16 protein-coding genes are annotated in these 17,478 nt (G+C 56.9%); 11 read left to right on the top strand and 5 right to left on the bottom strand.

Going from position 1 to position 17,478, the window contains the following annotated elements:
* Positions 1-600: a GDSL-type esterase/lipase family protein gene (locus QMG40_RS04410; protein WP_283528290.1), complete on the bottom strand. Its 600-nt coding sequence runs from the start codon at positions 598-600 to the stop codon at positions 1-3.
* 84 nt (positions 601-684) lie between these two features.
* A complete protein-coding gene (locus tag QMG40_RS04405) occupies positions 685-4,527 on the bottom strand; it encodes a multifunctional oxoglutarate decarboxylase/oxoglutarate dehydrogenase thiamine pyrophosphate-binding subunit/dihydrolipoyllysine-residue succinyltransferase subunit (RefSeq protein WP_283528288.1) in 3,843 nt (1,280 codons plus the stop codon).
* Between the two features lie 335 nt (positions 4,528-4,862).
* On the opposite strand from QMG40_RS04405, the gene guaB1 reads away from it, so the two are divergent.
* From guaB1 to QMG40_RS04355, 10 genes are all read left to right on the top strand, one after another.
* Positions 4,863-6,362: a GMP reductase gene (gene guaB1, locus QMG40_RS04400; protein WP_283528286.1), complete on the top strand. Its 1,500-nt coding sequence runs from the start codon at positions 4,863-4,865 to the stop codon at positions 6,360-6,362.
* Between the two features lie 118 nt (positions 6,363-6,480).
* The gene (locus tag QMG40_RS04395; protein WP_283528284.1) at positions 6,481-7,023 is read left to right on the top strand and encodes a gluconokinase; all 543 of its coding nucleotides are present in this window, start codon (positions 6,481-6,483) and stop codon (positions 7,021-7,023) included.
* Positions 7,024-7,059: 36 nt separating this feature from the next.
* Positions 7,060-7,563, top strand: coding sequence for a redox-sensitive transcriptional activator SoxR (soxR, locus tag QMG40_RS04390; RefSeq protein WP_283528282.1), 504 nt, complete (start codon positions 7,060-7,062; stop codon positions 7,561-7,563).
* A 201-nt stretch (positions 7,564-7,764) separates the two neighbouring features.
* The gene (locus QMG40_RS04385; RefSeq protein WP_283528280.1) at positions 7,765-8,343 is read left to right on the top strand and encodes a flavin reductase family protein; all 579 of its coding nucleotides are present in this window, start codon (positions 7,765-7,767) and stop codon (positions 8,341-8,343) included.
* 200 nt (positions 8,344-8,543) lie between these two features.
* A complete protein-coding gene (locus QMG40_RS04380) occupies positions 8,544-8,780 on the top strand; it encodes a hypothetical protein (RefSeq protein ID WP_283528278.1) in 237 nt (78 codons plus the stop codon).
* Positions 8,781-10,127 carry a hemolysin family protein gene (locus QMG40_RS04375; protein WP_283528276.1) on the top strand — a complete coding sequence of 449 codons (1,347 nt, stop codon included), beginning with the start codon at positions 8,781-8,783 and terminating at the stop codon, positions 10,125-10,127.
* On the top strand, positions 10,124-11,182 hold the full coding sequence (locus QMG40_RS04370; RefSeq protein WP_283528274.1) for a hemolysin family protein: 1,059 nt from the start codon (positions 10,124-10,126) through the stop codon (positions 11,180-11,182). Before QMG40_RS04375 ends, QMG40_RS04370 begins: the two co-directional genes overlap by 4 nt.
* A 76-nt stretch (positions 11,183-11,258) precedes the next feature.
* Entirely contained in the window at positions 11,259-12,203 is a 945-nt protein-coding gene (locus QMG40_RS04365; RefSeq protein WP_283528272.1) for a metal ABC transporter solute-binding protein, Zn/Mn family, read from the top strand.
* On the top strand, positions 12,200-13,117 hold the full coding sequence (locus QMG40_RS04360) for a metal ABC transporter ATP-binding protein (RefSeq protein WP_283528270.1): 918 nt from the start codon (positions 12,200-12,202) through the stop codon (positions 13,115-13,117). The genes QMG40_RS04365 and QMG40_RS04360 overlap by 4 nt, the downstream gene beginning before the upstream one ends.
* Positions 13,114-13,986: a metal ABC transporter permease gene (locus tag QMG40_RS04355; protein WP_283528268.1), complete on the top strand. Its 873-nt coding sequence runs from the start codon at positions 13,114-13,116 to the stop codon at positions 13,984-13,986. Before QMG40_RS04360 ends, QMG40_RS04355 begins: the two co-directional genes overlap by 4 nt.
* On the opposite strand, the gene QMG40_RS04350 is transcribed toward QMG40_RS04355, so the two are convergent.
* Positions 13,976-15,088, bottom strand: a complete 1,113-nt coding sequence (locus QMG40_RS04350) for an AI-2E family transporter (RefSeq protein WP_283528266.1) — start codon at positions 15,086-15,088, stop codon at positions 13,976-13,978. The genes QMG40_RS04355 and QMG40_RS04350 overlap by 11 nt on opposite strands.
* A 38-nt stretch (positions 15,089-15,126) precedes the next feature.
* Positions 15,127-15,537, bottom strand: coding sequence for a Fur family transcriptional regulator (locus tag QMG40_RS04345; protein WP_283528264.1), 411 nt, complete (start codon positions 15,535-15,537; stop codon positions 15,127-15,129).
* Positions 15,538-15,653: 116 nt separating this feature from the next.
* Between QMG40_RS04345 and QMG40_RS04340 the strand changes: the two genes are divergently transcribed.
* Positions 15,654-16,310: an MBL fold metallo-hydrolase gene (locus tag QMG40_RS04340; RefSeq protein WP_283528262.1), complete on the top strand. Its 657-nt coding sequence runs from the start codon at positions 15,654-15,656 to the stop codon at positions 16,308-16,310.
* 48 nt (positions 16,311-16,358) lie between these two features.
* On the opposite strand, the gene QMG40_RS04335 is transcribed toward QMG40_RS04340, so the two are convergent.
* Positions 16,359-17,468 (bottom strand): PLP-dependent cysteine synthase family protein, encoded by a 1,110-nt coding sequence (locus QMG40_RS04335; RefSeq protein WP_283528261.1) that lies wholly within the window; start codon positions 17,466-17,468, stop codon positions 16,359-16,361.
* Between the last annotated feature and the right edge of the window lie 10 nt (positions 17,469-17,478).

Here is a 17,478-nt window from a genome sequence, read left to right as displayed (position 1 = left end):
TTAAACCGCTTCAGGCAGATCAAGCCACTGGTACCAGCCACGGTGCAGTACCAGCCAGGCCATGAGCCCGTAGCCGGCCTGGCCGGGGGAGCCGGCGTTGGCCGCTACATCGTTACGCCACTGTTCGTGATTTTGCAAAGGAGCAAAAGTGTCAACGTAGTGGTGCTTGCGCCGCGTTGTGACGTCGGCAAAGGCGGCGTTGAGGTCTGCCAGCTTGCGGTTCAACACAGGATCAAGTGAGGGTGGCGGGCCCACCACAAACACAGGGATGTTCAGCTGCGTAGCTCCGTCAAGAATGTTCGCCAAGTTCAGCCGGGACCGTGCCGTGGACAAGCCGTACTCAATGTCCCGTCCGGACAGACCTATGACAAGACGGTTCTCATGGAAGTCATCAAAACGTCTGCCTGCTTCATGCAGCCACCGGCCAGCCAACGCTTCGGTGCCCTCCCGCGGGGCCGCCAACACAAAGGATTCGATCAAGACTGAGTCGGCAGGGGTTCTGGCAAGGACACGTCCAAGCCAGCCCAGGGCGCGGGGATCGCCCACACCTGCAACCAACTCATCCCCTACAGCCACTATTCGCAGTTCCCGCTTCTCCACGGCGCCCCTCTTCTTATTGCATAAATTTGGAATACAAATAACTGATGCCCGGTCTGATCGCGCAGACCGGGCATCACTATTGTTTTAGCTACGTTCAAACGCCTGTTTGACAAGCATCGTCAACTCGACTGCGTGGTTCTTAGCCGAACCCGTTGCAGTTGCGGCCGAAGCCGGACGCGAGACAAGGCTTAGCTTCTTCTCTAGCATGGGAGCCAAGTTCAAACCCATGAACGGCCACGGACCCTGGTTGGCTGGCTCATCCTGAGCCCAAACAACGTCAGCGTTGGGGTACTTGGCAAGTTCTGCCTTGATTTCTTCCAAGGGCAACGGGTACAGCTGCTCTACGCGGATGATGGCAAGCTTGTCATCCCCTGCCTTATCCCGTGCCGCCAGCAGGTCGTAATACAAACGTCCCGAGACCAGAAGAACACGGTCCACTGCGTTGTTATCCAACGCGGCGTGCTCACCTATCACCGTGCGGAAGCCGCCCTGGGTGAAGTCTTCAACCGAGGAAGCTGCTGCCTTCAGACGCAACAGTTGCTTGGGCGTGAAAATAATCAACGGCTTGTGTGGGCGGCGGTATGCTTGACGCCGCAGCAAGTGGAAGTGCGATGCCGGCGTGGTTGGGTTGGCCACGATCATGTTCTCTTCGGCGCACATTTGCATGAAGCGTTCAATACGGGCGGAGGAGTGGTCCGGGCCTTGGCCTTCATAGCCGTGCGGCAACATCAAGACCAAGGACGAACGCTGTCCCCATTTCTGCTCGGCTGAGGAGATGAACTCGTCAATAACGGTTTGGGCGCCATTGACAAAGTCACCAAACTGGGCTTCCCATACGACAAGCGCATCCGGTCGTTCAACCGAGTAACCGTATTCGAACGCCATGGCGGCATATTCGCTGAGCAATGAATCATAGATCCACAGTTTGCCCTGATCCTCGGAGAGATCCCTGAGTGGGGTCCACACCTTGCCGGTGGCGCGGTCGTGGAACACTGCGTGGCGCTGCACGAAGGTGCCGCGGCGGGAATCCTGTCCGGCCATGCGGACAGGGACACCCTCCATGAGGAGGGAGCCAAACGCTGCGAGTTCACCAAAGCCCCAGTCAATGTTGCCCTCGCGGGACATGGTTTCCCGCTTTTCCAGCAGTGGTTTGAGCTTGTTGTGGATCTCGAAACCTTCAGGAACAGCAAGGTGCACTGCTCCGATTCGGGCCAGCGTGTCCTTACTGATGGCGGTGACCGCCGGATCGTTCGCTGCCGTATCGGCTTGCTGGGCGGAGGGACGTTCCAGATCAGAAATGGACTGTGAATCCTTGGTGATGATCGGGATCGGAGAAGTTTGGGCGGCGTGGGTTTCAGCGAACACGCGTTCAAGGCGTTCCTGGTAGTCACGCAGTAACTGTGTGGCTTCCTCTTCGGTGATGTCACCGCGGCCAATCAAGGCTTCGGTGTACAGGCGGCGCACTGAGCGCTTAGCTTCGATGAGGTTGTACATCAGCGGCTGAGTCATGGAAGGATCATCACCTTCGTTGTGCCCGCGGCGGCGGTAGCAAACCATGTCAATGACAACGTCCTTGCGGAAGCGTTGCTGGAATTGGTAGGCCAACTGGGCTGCGCGAACCACAGCCTCAGGGTCGTCGCCGTTGACGTGGAAAACAGGTGCCTGGATCATCTTTGCCACATCGGTTGAGTACACCGAAGAGCGTGATGATGACGGCGCGGTGGTGAAACCGACTTGGTTATTCACAACTACGTGAATGGTTCCGCCTGTGCGGTAACCGCGCAGTTGGGACAGGTTCAGTGTCTCAGCAACTACACCCTGACCGGCGAAGGCAGCGTCGCCGTGGATCATGATGGGCAGAACCGGGAAACTCTCACCCTGATCCAGGCGATCCTGTTTTGCCCGAACAATACCTTCCAGGACACCATCTACGGCTTCCAGATGTGAAGGGTTTGCGGCCAAGTAAACCTTGGTCTCATTGCCGGCGTCGGAGGTGAATGTTCCTTCAGTACCCAAGTGGTACTTGACGTCACCGGAGCCTTGAACGCTGCGAGAATCTTGTGTGCCTTCGAACTCACGGAAAACCTGTGCATAGGTCTTTCCTGCGATGTTGGTCAGCACGTTTAAACGGCCACGGTGCGCCATACCTATGGCGACTTCATCCATTCCGTCATCAGCAGCATCGGAAATGATGGAGTCCAGAAGCGGAATCAATGACTCGCCGCCCTCCAGGGAAAAACGCTTCTGACCCACAAACTTCGTCTGCAGGAACGTCTCAAACGCTTCGGCTGAGTTCAGCTTGGAGACAATGCGCAATTGCTCTTCGCGGCTGGGCTTGGAGTAGGGGTGCTCAAGCTCATTCTGGAACCACTCGCGCTGCTCCGGCTCCTGGATGTGCATGTATTCAACACCTGTGGTGCGGCAGTAAGCGTCACGAAGGACTCCGAGGATGTCTCGCAGCAACAATTTTGCTTTGCCGCCGAATCCACCGGTGGGCCATTCGCGGTCTAGGTCCCAGAGTGTCAAACCGTAGCTGAGTACGTCGAGGTCGTGGTGCTTGCGCTGAACGTATTCCAACGGGTCGGTATCAGCCATCAAGTGGCCACGCACGCGGTAAGAGTGGATCAGCTGCTGGATGCGGGCAACCTTGTTGATCTGGTCTGCGGGGTCAACCTGCAGGTCAACGCTCCAACGAACAGGCTCGTAAGGGATGCGCAGTGATTCAAAGATCTCATCATAGAAGTTCTCGGCACCGAGCAGGAGCTGGTGTATCTTCTTGAGGAACTCACCGGACCCGGCACCCTGGATGACGCGGTGGTCATACGTGGAGGTCAGCGTCAGAATTTTTGAAACAGCGTTCCGAGCAATGATTTTGGCGCTGGAGCCCTGGTACTCGGCAGGGTAGTCAAGGGATCCGACGCCGATGATGGCTGCCTGGCCCTTGGATAGCCGAGGCACTGAGTGAACAGTACCGATGCCACCGGGGTTGGTGAGCGAGACGGTGGTGCCTGAGTGGTCATCAGCTGTGAGTTTTCCGGCGCGGGCGCGCTTGATCAGATCCTCATAAGTGTGCCAGAAACCAGCAAAGCTCAATGTCTCAGCTTTTTTGATATTCGGGACAATCAAAGAACGTGTGCCGTCCGGCTTTGGCATATCGATTGCAATACCAAAGTTCACATGCGGAGGTTGGACAGCTACGGGCTTGCCATCAATCTCATCGTAAGAAACGTTCATTGACGGGAACGCAGCCAATGCCTTGATGACAGCGAAGCCGATCAAGTGTGTAAAGGAGACCTTGCCGCCGCGAGAGCGGCCCAGGTTGGAGTTAATGACAACCCGGTTGTCGATCAAGAGCTTCGCCGGAATGGCGCGCACGCTTGTGGCTGTGGGTACTTCCAAACTGGTGACCATGTTGGCCGCGATGGCCTTAGCTGCACCACGCAAAACAGTCTTAACAGACTCTTCCGGGACGGACTTGTCCTTGGCGGTCTTGGGCAACTGAGCCGGGATGGGTGTGCTGCCAGTGCGTGCGGCATCCTTGGCAGGTGCCGGTGGACGCGAAGCCGTGGGTGCCTTGGGTGGGGACGGCGGTGCTGCCGGTGCGGCGGGAGTTGGCGCCGGGGTGGTACTGGGAATTGGAGTGCTTGGAGCCGAGGCGCTTGAAACCGGTGTACCGGTAGCGCCAGCAGGTGCGTCCGGGGCAGTCTTTGCGCCGACTACCGGAATTTGGGCCGTTACCGGGGTGGAACTCTTGGCGGTGTGGCGCCCGTTGCCGGCTGCGTCATCAGCGGCGAAACCTTCAAAAAGTGGCCACCACTTTGTGTCCACGGAATTCTTATCGCTCTTGTAGCGCTCATACAGTTCATCGACGAGCCACTCGTTGCCGCCAAATTCTTCGGGTAGACGGTGGATGGATTGCTCTGGCACGTGTATTACGCCTCTTCCATGAGTTCTTTTTGCCCGCTGAACAAGGTTGCAAAAAACTAGCGACACCCGAATCTGGCGGATGCTGACTGCGCAACCCTGCGTAGCCTATTCGAAAGTGGGTGGGGTCCAACAAACCCTATCCGCGTGTAAGTCTAGTAAGCATGGTGGCCTGTAGGCCAATCTACGCCGCGGCGCGTCTCTTAGATAAGAAAAAAGGTGCAAATTTTTGCGGTGAACGGTATCGCTTCGTGGCTAGACTCTTACGCGGGCGCCCTGTTTGCGCCCCGTCAGCCGCTGCCAGCACACAGCAGGGGCCCTTTTTCCCAGGGAGTGTCATGCGTTTTCTTAACCAGCCTGCAACAGAGTTGACCTATTCAGACGTGTTTTTGATTCCGTCGCGTTCCACCGTAACCTCGCGTTTGGATGTTGACCTTGCCAGTGGCGATGGTACTGGCACCACTATTCCGTTGGTGGTGGCTAACATGACTGCTGTCGCTGGGAAGCGGATGGCTGAGACCATTGCCCGGCGTGGCGGGATGGCCATTTTGCCCCAGGACGTTCCCTTGGAAGTGCTTAAAAGTGTTAGTGCTTGGGTGAAGACGCGAGACGCTTTATTTGAAACGCCGCTGGTCATGACAGCCGGAGACATTGTTATTGATGCCGTGCACCTGATGAGTAAACGGGCCCACAATGCGGTGGTGGTTGTTGATGGTCTTGATTTTGTTGGTGTTGTGCGTGGCGTTGACTGCGAGGGTGTGGACAGGTTCTCCTCTCTGTCTTCGGTGATGCGTTCAAACGTACTGACGCTGGACGCTGCACCGTTCGATGAGATCCGGGCGCATGCGGATGCCGGCGATCTTGATTTCGCTGCCGCGAAATCGCTCACTGATGAGGCGTTGCGTGAAGCATTTGCTGTGTTGGATGCGGCGGGAACAGACTACGCGCCAGTTTTGCGCGCGTCGCAGGTTGTTGGTGTGCTGACCCGAAGCGGTGCCCTGCGCTCAACCATCTATCAACCGGCACTGGACGCATCAGGGAGGTTGCGGTTGGGCATGGCCGTGGGTATCAACGGTGACGTTTCAGCAAAAGCCGCTGCCCTGCTCGAATATGGGGTCGATGCGCTGGTTGTGGACACGGCCCACGGGCATCAGGAAAAGATGATGGACGCTGTGCGCGCCGTGCGTGCGCTCTCACCTGCTGTGCCCGTGGCGGCTGGCAACGTGGTGAGCGCCGCCGGGGTACGCGATCTGGTCGAGGCGGGAGCGGACATCATCAAAGTAGGTGTTGGGCCCGGTGCCATGTGCACCACGCGGATGATGACGGCGGTTGGTCGGCCCCAGTTTTCGGCTGTGCTGGAATGCTCCACGGCGGCTGCCGGGCTGGGGGCTCACGTCTGGGCCGACGGCGGCGTACGGTATCCGCGGGACGTTGCCCTGGCGTTGGCTGCGGGGGCCAGCCAAGTCATGATCGGGTCTTGGTTTGCCGGTACCTATGAGAGTCCTGGTGACCTGCAGGTAGATGCGGGTGGCCGCCAGTACAAGGAGAGCTTTGGTATGGCTTCTGCACGGGCCGTGCAAAACAGAACATCCCGTGAAGGGGCGTTTGAGCGGGCCCGCAAGGGATTGTTTGAGGAAGGCATCTCCACTTCGAAAATGTATCTGGACCCCGCCCGTCCCGGCGTGGAGGATTTGTTGGATATGATCACCGCCGGTCTGCGCAGCTCCTTTACTTACGCAGGAGCCGCCTCGCTGGCGCAGTTTAGGGAGCGTGCCATTGTGGGGGTGCAGTCCGCCGCCGGTTATGAAGAAGGACGGCCGCTGCCACAGAGCTGGTAGACGCGCCGGCCGTTAGTGCCGGTGCAATCTCAACCCGTGGCGGCGCAGTGACAGCCAGGCATTCCGGCAAGAGCCGGGGTTAACGTGATCTGCATCAACATTTGATATACAAGTGACTATGGATACCTCGGAGTCTGCTGTTAAAACTGTTGCCGTAAAGCCCCAAGTTGTTGTCATGGGAGTCTCCGGCTCCGGCAAAAGTACGATTGGCGCCTTGGTTGCGGACGCCATGAACATTCCCTTCCTAGATGGCGACTCGCTGCACCCCATCGCCAACATTAAAAAGATGGCCGACGGGGCCGCTCTGACCGATGAAGATCGGTGGCCGTGGCTGGAAATTGTCGGGGACGAATTGGCGCAGGCTTCTGCCAAAGGAGTGGTGATCGCTTGCTCTGCCTTGAAGCGCCGGTACCGCGACGTGATCCGCGCCAAGGCGCCAGAAACAATTTTCCTGCATTTAAATGGCTCCTTGGACGTCTTAAGCTCCAGGCTCGAGGGCCGCTCAGGCCACTTCATGCCACCGGCCCTGCTGGTTTCCCAACTCGCTGCGCTTGAACCGTTGGAAGCAGATGAAAATTCTGTTGTCATTGACATTTCCGCCAGCGTCACGGCGATTCTTGCGCAGGCGCAGGCGGATATCAGGCAAGTTTTGGCCCAGTGATTCGGAGGTATCTCTTGTGGTGAAGGCTAGCTCCGCATGGTGAAGGACGACGACGAGCATGCCGTCAGTACTGACGAGGAGTTAAGCGTGGGTCAAGTTGCCCAACGTGGCGCAGTTAGTGTGTCTGCCTTGCACTTCTATGAGCGGCAAGGACTGATCTTCAGCACAAGAACGACCGGAAATCAACGTCGCTTTCGACGATCGGTGCTGCGACGTGTCGCAGTCATCAGGGCCGCCCAGCGGGCAGGCATCCCCCTTTCCTTAGTTGCGGCCGTTTTTGAAGAATTACCGCATCAAGGAGTACCTTCTCAGGCTGATTGGCAGCGCCTGTCCGAGCACTGGCAAGGCGAACTTGATGCCCGCATTGCCGCCTTGGAAAAATTGCGTGGAAGTTTGGGTGGCTGCATAGGGTGTGGCTGCCTGTCATTAGCGGAATGCCGTTTCGTGAACCCGGAAGACCACGTTGCGCAGAAGGGACCAGGCGCCCGCGCCTTCGATCCCACGTTCGGCCATGAAACACCAGAGCCGCCTCGACTCTAGCGTCCGGCTGCGCGTCCAGACCGGCTGCGCGTTCAGACCCACTGCGGCCAGACCCACCGAGCGGCCAGATCCACTGCGGGCCAGTATGGGTGTGATGGGCGTCATGGCAACCCGGCTTGACCTTAACTAAGGTTGAGGTTCTATCCTCGAATGAGGATCTTGCCTTTTCGGCTGGACACGGTGAGAGGATTTTAATCAATCATGACTGTGCAAGCACAGAGAGTCCCTGCAGTAGCCACGCTTGTGGAGAGCGTGGACTCCACGGTTCTTACACACACCCGAGATTTGGCACATGATTTCAAAGCTGCTTTTGGCGGGCACCCTGCCGGAGTTTCTATTATCACGGCCGATTCTCTGACCGGCCCCGTAGGGATCACTGCTTCATCGGTGGCCTCGGTGTCCGCAGAACCTCCGCTGCTGGCCTTCTCCCTCGCTGCCGCCAAAGGTTCCGCGGCTGCTCTTGCCGTAGCGGACACAGTGGTGGTCCACCTCTTAACATCCGATGACTTGGAACTCGCGAAAACCTTTGCAAATTCAGCTGCCGAGCGGTTCGGCGAAGCAATGGCGTGGTCCACTCTGGCAACCGGAGAGCCCTTGCTCCTGCACGGCGGATACGCGCTGCGCTGTAAAGTTCTGAGCCGCACACCTGCCGGAGGATCATTATTGTTGGCGGCGGAAGTGGTGGAAATCATCGCACCGGAAAACACTGGCACACCCATTGTTTACCACAGTCGCACCTTCCATGCGTTGGGTCAGCACAGCCTCCTGCCTGGGTACTAACGCCTGGCACCTGTCAACGGATAGGCAAGATGGTCACGGCAGGTAAGTAATAGTCAAGGCAGGCAAGATAGTCACGGCGAGTAAGTACGGCTAAGAAGAAGTACCCCGCATCCTCACTGCAATTTCCCAGCTGCTGTTCATGCACGCTTCATGCCAGCTTTTGCTGAGGAGGCGGGGTGCTGAGGTAGACTTGAAATCCTATGAAAAGTAAATCTAGGGGCCGGCGCAACGGCTTACAGAGCATCGAAATTGCTTCCTGCAACCGCGTTGACAATGCCGGCACCCCCCGCACCAGTGACCACAGTTCAGAGACGCCGGCAGCAACTCCGGCCGCGGTTGGCCCCAGTGCCGACCACCCTCCGCCGGCGGCCAACCCCCGCCTTCGCGCAGTAGCGCAGCTCGCGTTGGGCAACGCGAGCTCTCGGGGGGAGCTGTAAATGGAATGGATACTTTTGGCAGCAGGTCTGCTGCTGATTCTTGGCACCGGATTCTTCGTTGCCGTTGAATTTTCCCTTGTGGCCCTTGATCAATCAACAGTCCAGCGCGCCGTCAATAGCGGTGATAAGGCAGCCCAGCCTCTTCTGCACTGTTTGAAATCGCTGTCCACGCAACTTTCCAGCTGCCAGCTGGGTATTACCTTGACCACCCTGCTGACTGGTTTCCTCATGGAACCCTCCCTGGGTGTCTTGTTGGCTGGACCTTTGGGCACAGTTGGCGTTCCGGAGCCGGCAATTACTGGCGTTGCCCTTGCCCTTGCCATGCTGATTGCCACGCTTTTGTCGATGCTCATTGGCGAGCTTGTGCCAAAGAACATGGCCATTGCCAAGTCTCTTGAAATTGGCAAGCTAGTTGCCAGGCCTCAGCTGGTTTTCACTGCCATCTTCAAACCGGCAATCGTGGTTTTGAATGGTTTCTCCAACAAGGTCTTGAACCTCTTTGGAATGGAGGCCAAGGAAGAAATTTCAGGCGCGCGATCTCCTGCGGAACTTGCCTCCTTGGTCCGCCGCTCGGCAGCTATGGGAACACTGGATGTGGGAACGGCAACTTTCATTGCCCGTACCTTGAGCTTTTCCCAGCGCACAGCCGCTGACGTCATGACCCCTCGCATGCGGGTTGAAACTATTGAAAGCACCAAATCAGTTGATGAGATCATTGACGTCGCCAGGCGCACCGGATACTCCAGATTTCCCGTCATCGGGGAGTCAGCTGATCAGATCCTCGGTGTTGTGCACCTGAAAAAGGCTGTCTCGATTCCATTCCACAAAAGATCAGACATTGAAGTGGGCGCCATCATGACTGATGTTTTGCGCGTCCCCGAAACCGTGCATCTTGACGCACTGATCCTTGAACTGCGTGAAGGAAACCTGCAGATGGCTGTTGTGCAGGATGAATACGGCGGCACGGCCGGGGTAACCACACTTGAGGATCTAGTGGAGGAGATTGTTGGGGAAGTTTCCGATGAACACGACAGGGTCAAACCCGGGATTCTTTTAGCGGCCGACGGCACGTGGTTCTTCCCAGGGCTAATGCGTCCGGATGAGGTCTCCGAACGTATTGGCCCGCTCACCGTCCCTGATGAGGCCGGCTATGAAACTGTTGCCGGCTTCATGATGGCTGAGCTGGGCCGCATCGCCACTGTTGGTGACACCGTGGCAGTAGAAGGTGGACTGTTGGTGGTTGACAGGGTGGAACGACGCCGGATAGATAGGATCCGTTTTATTGCGGCGCCTTCCCCCGATGCGAACGAAGTAGACGGCTCGGCCGGAGCAGGTGATTCCCTGTGAACCCCTGGGTAGGAATTCTCTGGCTCATAGTGCTGTTGTTCGGCAATGCTTTCTTTGTGGCAGCTGAATTTGCTGTCATGACAGCCCGGCGCAGCCAGATTGAGCCGCTGGCGGATGCCGGCTCCAAACGTGCCAAAGTCACTCTGGGTGCTATGGAAAACGTCTCCCTCATGTTGGCCTGTTCACAATTGGGTATCACTGTGTGTTCCCTCTTGATTCTGAACGTCTCCGAGCCTGCCATTCATCACCTGTTGGCTGCTCCACTGCATGCAGTGGGCGTGGCGGATAATGTGGCCAGCCCCGTCGCTTTTGTCATCACGTTGGCTTTGGTGACCTTTTTGCACGTGACCTTTGGGGAGATGGTTCCCAAAAATATGAGCGTGTCAGCGGCGGACAAGGCAGCACTTTTGTTGGCTCCACCACTGGTGCTTATCAGCAAGGTGGTGCGCCCCGTTATTGTGGCTTTGAACTGGACCGCGAACCATATAGTGCGGTTGTTCGGCATTGTTCCCCAAGATGAGGTCTCCTCCAGCTTTACTTTGGAAGAGGTGCAGTCAATTGTGCAAGAATCGACGCGAACCGGGCTGGTAGATGACCAGACGGGGCTCATCACAGGCGCCCTTGAGTTCTCATCTCAAACTGCGCGCGGCATCATGGTTCCACTGACAGATTTAGTGACCCTGCCTGCCGCCGCCACCCCCGTCGATTTTGAGCACAAGGTTGGCAAGACCGGGTTCTCGCGGTTCGTCTTTACGGATGCAGAAGGGGCCTTGCTGGGATACCTGCACTTGAAAGACGTGCTGCGGATTCCGGTTGAACGGTATCAAATGCCGATCGGCGAAGCCCGCGTACGCTCCATGGTGAACTTGCAATCCAATGAAGAAATTGAGGATGTGCTTGCAACCATGCAGCGCACCGGTTCTCATATGGCACGGGTTATTGACGAGCACGAGCAAACCATGGGTGTCTTGTTCCTGGAGGACGTCATTGAGCAGCTGGTCGGTGAGATCCGTGATGCCACACAGACTCATATTCAGGAGCGTAGAAAAGCTTGATGCGAATGATTCCTAATATGCGCTATGCTAATTGTTATTAGTAACAGTTCTCATTAGCGCTCTTTGAAGGAATCTTATGCTCCACAACCGCCGCACACTGCTTCTGCTGAGCGCCTCCCTGGCCCTGACCCTGACTGTGGGGGCTTGCAGTGGCGGCGGAGGTGGAGGCGGGGCAGGTGGAGTCGGCGCTGACCAAACTACTGATGGCACTGTCTCGGTGGTGGCTACAACCAGTGTGTACGCAGATGTGGCCCAGGCCATCGGTGGTGAGCACGTGCGCGTCCATGCCATCATTTCCAGCGCCAATGCTGATCCGCACGGATACGAGGCCAACGCACAAGACAAACTAGCTGTCTCCAAAGCTCAGATTGGCATTGAGAACGGTGGCGGTTATGACGATTTCTTCCCCCAGCTAGCCAAAGGGCAGCTGGATGCGGAAAAGATCATCAACGTCAGCGAGCTTTCCGGATTGGATAGTGGAGCAGACTTTAATGAACATGTTTGGTACTCACTTCCCACCATGTCCAAACTCGCCGATCAGCTGGTGCAACGCTTTTCCGCTGTTCTACCCGCAGAGGCAGCCAGCTTCGCCATGCGCGCTGATGAGTTCAAAGCACAGTTGAAAGAGCTTCAAACACGTCTCATCGATGTGAAAAAGACGTACAACGGAACCCCTGTTGCCATCACTGAGCCTGTGCCCATGTATCTGCTCGAGGAGGCCGGTTTGGTCAACACGACCCCGGCTAAATTTACCGAAGCAGTTGAGAATGGCGCGGACGTTCCTGCAGCGACAGTAGCGGAAGTCCTCTCGCTGATCGCGTCTGGAAAAATCGCGTTGTTGGCTTACAACCAGCAAACCGAGGGTCCGCAAACCACCCAGATCAAGACGGCATGCGAGGCCGCCGGAATACCTGTCGTGAATTTTGCCGAGACCCTCCCGGAAAACACCCACTACGTAAACTGGATGCTCGCCAACGTCTCACATTTGGAGCAGGGACTGAAAACCATGGACGCCAAATGAGCGCACCGGTCCCAGCCGTGATCACGCTCAAACGTGGCACCTTGAATTACGGGACGCGTACCCTCTGGCAGGACCTGAACCTAGAGGTACGCCCCGGTGAATTTCTTGCCGTTCTAGGCGCTAATGGGAGCGGTAAAACCAGTTTCCTCAAAATCCTTCTGGGACTAACTCCGCTAAGTTCCGGGCTGCTAACAGTGGATGGGGCGCCCGCCAAACGTGGCAATCGCAGTATTGGTTACGTTCCCCAGCAAAGAAATTTTGCGCTCGATACTGCACTGCGAGCCCGTGACCTTGTAGGGCTTGGCGTGGACGGTGATAAGTGGGGTTTTCGCATCCGCGGCAAGGCGTACCGCAAACGTGTGGATGAGTTGCTTCAAAAAGTGGGTGCAACCAGCTACGCACATATCCCTGTGGGAATGCTTTCAGGCGGTGAACAGCAGAGGCTGCGAATCGCCCAGGCCATGGCAGCTAATCCCAAAGTCTTGCTGTGCGATGAACCGCTGCTCTCCCTTGACATGCATCATCAAAAGGCAGTCAGCGCTTTGGTGGGTAAACAAGCCAAGGACAACGGAACTGCCGTGGTCTTTGTCACCCATGAGATCAACCCGATCTTAGAACACGTGGACAGGGTGCTGTACCTGGCCGGTGGCCGGTTTACGCTGGGCACCCCCGAAGAAGTTATGCGCTCCGAGGTGCTCTCAAAGCTGTATGGCACTCAAGTGGAGGTACTTAATGTGGGGGGCCGGCTGGTTGTTGTGGGCCGGCCCGACTCAGTCATTGATGGACATACCCAAGGCCAACACGTGGAGCATGCGCATCGAGAAGCTAGCCATATCGCAAGCACTTCACCCGACGCGGGCAGCCCTGACGGCTTAGCACGGGTAGAACGCATGCATAGGCAGGAAAATTCATGAATTGGCTGGATTTTAGCGACGCAGTTTTTAACTTCACCAACTACGGCGAACTCCTTCCCCTGTTCAGGGACACTTTGCTCGCCGGTGCCATTCTGGGCGTTGTAGGCGGGCTCATTGGCACATTCGTCATGATGCGCGACCTTGCTTTTGCCGTTCACGGGATAGCAGAACTTTCTTTTGCCGGAGCAGCTTTTGCGCTGTTGATCGGCGCGGATGTCATCTTTGGATCCCTTGTTGGCTCAATCCTTGCGGCTTTATTGCTGGGAGTGATGGGGGTCCGGGCTCGTGAAAAGAACTCGGTCATTGGCGTCATAATGCCTTTTGGGCTGGGACTTGGAATCCTGTTTTTATCCCTTTATGAGGGCCGCGCCGCCAATAAATTTGGTTTGCTGACAGGTCAGATTGTCTCGGTTGACACCACCGCGCTCTCCGTTCTGGCTGGCACGGCGCTTGTGGTTGTGGCAGGGCTGGCGCTGATCTGGCGGCCGCTGACCTTCGCTAGCGCAGACCCAGACATTGCTACAGCGCGTGGGGTTCCCGTACGGAGCCTTTCGCTGGCCTTCATGTTCTTGCTGGGCATCGCCGTTGCACTTTCGATTCAAGTGGTTGGGGCGTTGCTTGTACTGGCGTTGTTAATTACCCCTGCTGCTGCCGCCCTGCAGGTCACGGCGGCGCCGCGTATGGTGGTGCTGCTGAGCGTGGCTTTTGCCATGATCTCAACTGTTGGCGGCATCATGCTGGCACTGGGTGGCAGTATCCCCATCAGTCCCTACGTGACAACGCTGTCCTTTGTGATTTACCTGATCTGTAAAGTGGCCGGTGCCTGGCGCAGGCGTCGTGGTTGGGCAACGCGAGCGGTTAGCGCTTAGCCCGGGCTGGTATCACCACTTCACGAATGATCAAGATGATCCCGGCTGAGATCGGGATCGCCACCAGGGCCCCGGCCAGGCCAAGAAGTGTACCGCCGGCCAATGCAGAGATCAGTACGATTGAGCCGGGCACATGAACGGCTTTACTCATGACTTTTGGCGTAAATACATACGCTTCAAGCTGCATGTAGACAAGCATCGCAATCAAAACGATCAGGGCAGCAGTGGGTGAGGTGAACAAAGCCACCATTGTCATCAACGCGGTGGTCAGCACCGTTCCCACTAAAGGAATCAAGGTAACGAAGAGGGCCAGGGTTGCAATGATGACGGCATAGGGGGAGCCCACCACAGTAAGCAGAATAAAACTATAGACGGCGTTGATCGCGGCAAGAACCGCCATGCCGCTAAGGTAGCGGCCAATCGAGTCCATGATCCGCTCGGCATAGCTGATCACTGTTTCGCGCTTGGATGCGTCGATGAGCGAGTAGCCGGCTTTCTTCATGGTATCCAGCGTTGCCACAAAGTAGATCGTTAAGATAAAGATGAATAGACCCGTAGAGAAACCACTGGCAAGCGCTACGCCTACGGCAAGCGCACCTCCACCAACCTGAGCCCAAATCTTCGGGTCAGTCAACAAGGAGTTGACCCAAACAAGGGCCTGCTGAGCCATTCCGTTGGTTTTCTTATTAAGGTCATCGAACCACCCATCCGTTTGCATCGCCTGAACCTGTCCCGGCAGGGTAGCGACTAGATGGTTTGACTGTTCAACAATGAGAGGGGTGATCAAGGCAACAAGGCCCACAACAACGAGTATGAAGAGCAGGATCACTGTCAGCAGCGACATGGCCCGGCTCAAACCCTTGCGTTGAAACCAGCGGACAAGCGGGTCCAAACCGAGGCTAATGAACAGGGCAGCAAAGACTGCAAAAAGCACATTGGTGAGGTTGCTGATTGTGAACGCCAGCAGCAGAGCTACTAGCACCCCAAGAGTCACTGTGAAACCCCAACGGAAAGGGCTGCTGGCAAACATCGACGGCGCTAGGGTGCGCGCTCCTTTGAGCTCGGTAGCCGAGGTTTTGTGGGAACGTTCATTGCGGTTCATGGCATTAGTATGCCAGTTCACATCAACGCCTAGCGAGTCTATCTCTTGGCCGAGCACTCCGGGCAGAGACCGTAGATTTCCACTGTGTGCTGAACTTGGGTGAAACCGTTTTCTTGGGCGATCCTGGCCGCCCAGCTTTCCACCGCCGGCGCCTCAACCTCTACGGTTTTGCCACAGTTTCTACACAGCAGATGGTGGTGGTGGTTTGTGGCGTTGCAGCGACGGTAAACGGCCTCACCGTCACCGTTGCGCAGGGTATCCAGTAGTCCCTCTTCGGCCATGGACGCCAAGATCCTGTAGGTTGTGGCCAGGGAAACCCGGGTACCTTGCCCATGCAGTTTACGGTGCAGTTCCTGCGTGCTGACAAAGTCATCCAAGGTGTCCATGGCGGCGCTGATAGCGATGCGCTGCTTGGTGACGCGCTGCTCCTTCACCGGGACATCTGACATTGTGCCAACTCATTTCCTCGTTGCGGGATTCAATCAACCAGCCTAGCGCACCTGCAGGGGAACATTTGTGCGTGCATTCCATGGTGGGGCGGGGGAGTCAGGCATATGCTGGCAGCATGTTGCTCACAAAGTACACCCACGCTTGCGTTCGCCTTGAGCAGGATGGCCGTGTGTTGGTCCTGGACCCGGGTGTTTTCTCCGAGTCGGCCACAGCCCTTGAAGGCGCCGACGCTGCGCTCATTACCCACGAACACGCCGATCATTACGACGGCGAGGTGCTGGCTCACGCTCTGGCCAACGCACCAGCGTTACTGGTTTACGCCCCGGCTGGTGTGGCTCGGGACCTGAGGATACGGGCCTCTGGCTATGAAGGACGGATCCTTGACGCCGCTGCCGGTGATACTTTTGCTGTTGCAGGATTCGCCGTGCAATGTTTTGGCGGTCAACACGCAGTAATCCATCCCTCGATTCCGGTTGTGGCCAACGTGGGGTACTTAATCGACGATGACCTCTACCACCCCGGAGATTCGCTGATAGTCCCCCACGGGGTGAGTGTGGGTACGCTTTTGGTGCCGGTTCACGCGCCCTGGTCAAAAGTCTGTGAAGTGGTTGACTTTGTTGTCTCGGTCCGGGCCCCGCACGCCTTTCAGATCCACGACGGGCTGCTTAACGAGCAGGGATTGGCGTTCACGGAGTCCCATATCGCCAGGATTGGCGGACTTCATGGAGTGAAGTTCCGGCACCTGCACGCCGGGCAATCGGTGGAAATCTAGCCTGAACACTTCAGGAAAGCACGCCGAGGAGCCGTGAGCGGGAGTGGCTTAGCTGTGCCAAAGACCACTGGCAAAAAAGTCCTCGATGGCCTGCAGATGGGGTGCCGGATCCAGCCCCTTCTCACCCAGCCATTGCGCGTTGTTGTAGCTGCCACCGTAGCGTTCGCCGCCGTCGCACATCAATGTCACAATGCTGCCACCTTCACCCTTGGCAATCATCTGCGCCACCAGCTGCCATACGCCCCACAAATTTGTGCCGGTGGAGGGTCCTGCATGCAACCCGGTCAGGTGTTCAAAGTGCATCATGGCTGCCACGGATGCGGCGTCAGGAATTTCCATCATGGTATCAATCACGCCAGGGACAAAACTGGGCTCCACTCGCGGGCGCCCAATGCCTTCGATCCGGGAAGAGTTTCCTGTGACAATGGAAAGATCCCCAGATTTCCACGCCGGATAAAACGCTGAACCCTCGGGATCAACCACGGCAAGCTGGGTGCTGTGGCCGTGGTAACGAATGTAACGGCCAATCGTGGCCGAAGTACCGCCAGTGCCGGCACCAACAACCACCCAGCTGGGATCAGGGAACCGCTCATGCTCCAACTGATTGAAAATGGATTCGGCGATGTTGTTATTGCCACGCCAATCGGTGGCCCGTTCGGCATAGGTGAATTGATCCATGTAGTGGCCGTTGTGTTCGGTGGCAATGGCTGTGGCTGCCGAATACACCTCATCGGCCTGATCAACCAAGTGGCAGCGCCCACCAAACTGCTCAATTAAGGCAATCTTTTCCGGGCTTGTGGAACGGGTCATCACGGCAACGAAGTCCAGGCCAAGCAGTTGCGCAAAATAAGCTTCAGAAACCGCTGTGCTGCCGGAGCTCGCTTCCACCACTGTGGTGCCCTCATTAATCTGCCCATTTACCAGTGCAAACAGGAACAGGGACCTGGCCAAGCGATGCTTTAAGCTGCCGGTCCTATGGCACGACTCATCCTTCACATACAGGTCAACGCCCCACAGCGCAGGCAGCTCGATCTTGTACAGATGGGTGTCAGCTGAGCGGTTGTTCTCGGCCTGCACTTTACCAATCGCGGTACGGGTCCACACCCTATCCGCGTGCGCTGTGGACACGGCGGAAGTGTTCGATGCTGTTGGGTTCATAAAACCAAGT

It is taken from the genome of Arthrobacter antibioticus, assembly GCF_030063205.1.
Taxonomy (GTDB): Bacteria; Actinomycetota; Actinomycetes; order Actinomycetales; family Micrococcaceae; genus Specibacter.
Note: the sequence above shows the minus strand (reverse complement) of the source record. Positions and strands in the feature narration are given on the sequence as shown.

Excerpts from the sequence above, each read along its gene's own strand:
- QMG40_RS04350 (WP_283528266.1), bottom strand. The coding sequence starts at position 15,088 with ATGAACCGCAATGAACGTTCCCACAAAACCTCGGCTACCGAGCTCAAA.
- soxR (WP_283528282.1), top strand. The coding sequence starts at position 7,060 with ATGGTGAAGGACGACGACGAGCATGCCGTCAGTACTGACGAGGAGTTA.
- QMG40_RS04355 (WP_283528268.1), top strand. The coding sequence starts at position 13,114 with ATGAATTGGCTGGATTTTAGCGACGCAGTTTTTAACTTCACCAACTAC.
- QMG40_RS04345 (WP_283528264.1), bottom strand. The coding sequence starts at position 15,537 with ATGTCAGATGTCCCGGTGAAGGAGCAGCGCGTCACCAAGCAGCGCATC.
- QMG40_RS04365 (WP_283528272.1), top strand. The coding sequence starts at position 11,259 with ATGCTCCACAACCGCCGCACACTGCTTCTGCTGAGCGCCTCCCTGGCC.
- QMG40_RS04395 (WP_283528284.1), top strand. The coding sequence starts at position 6,481 with ATGGATACCTCGGAGTCTGCTGTTAAAACTGTTGCCGTAAAGCCCCAA.
- QMG40_RS04340 (WP_283528262.1), top strand. The coding sequence starts at position 15,654 with ATGTTGCTCACAAAGTACACCCACGCTTGCGTTCGCCTTGAGCAGGAT.
- QMG40_RS04375 (WP_283528276.1), top strand. The coding sequence starts at position 8,781 with ATGGAATGGATACTTTTGGCAGCAGGTCTGCTGCTGATTCTTGGCACC.
- QMG40_RS04380 (WP_283528278.1), top strand. The coding sequence starts at position 8,544 with ATGAAAAGTAAATCTAGGGGCCGGCGCAACGGCTTACAGAGCATCGAA.
- guaB1 (WP_283528286.1), top strand. The coding sequence starts at position 4,863 with ATGCGTTTTCTTAACCAGCCTGCAACAGAGTTGACCTATTCAGACGTG.
- QMG40_RS04360 (WP_283528270.1), top strand. The coding sequence starts at position 12,200 with ATGAGCGCACCGGTCCCAGCCGTGATCACGCTCAAACGTGGCACCTTG.
- QMG40_RS04335 (WP_283528261.1), bottom strand. The coding sequence starts at position 17,468 with ATGAACCCAACAGCATCGAACACTTCCGCCGTGTCCACAGCGCACGCG.
- QMG40_RS04385 (WP_283528280.1), top strand. The coding sequence starts at position 7,765 with ATGACTGTGCAAGCACAGAGAGTCCCTGCAGTAGCCACGCTTGTGGAG.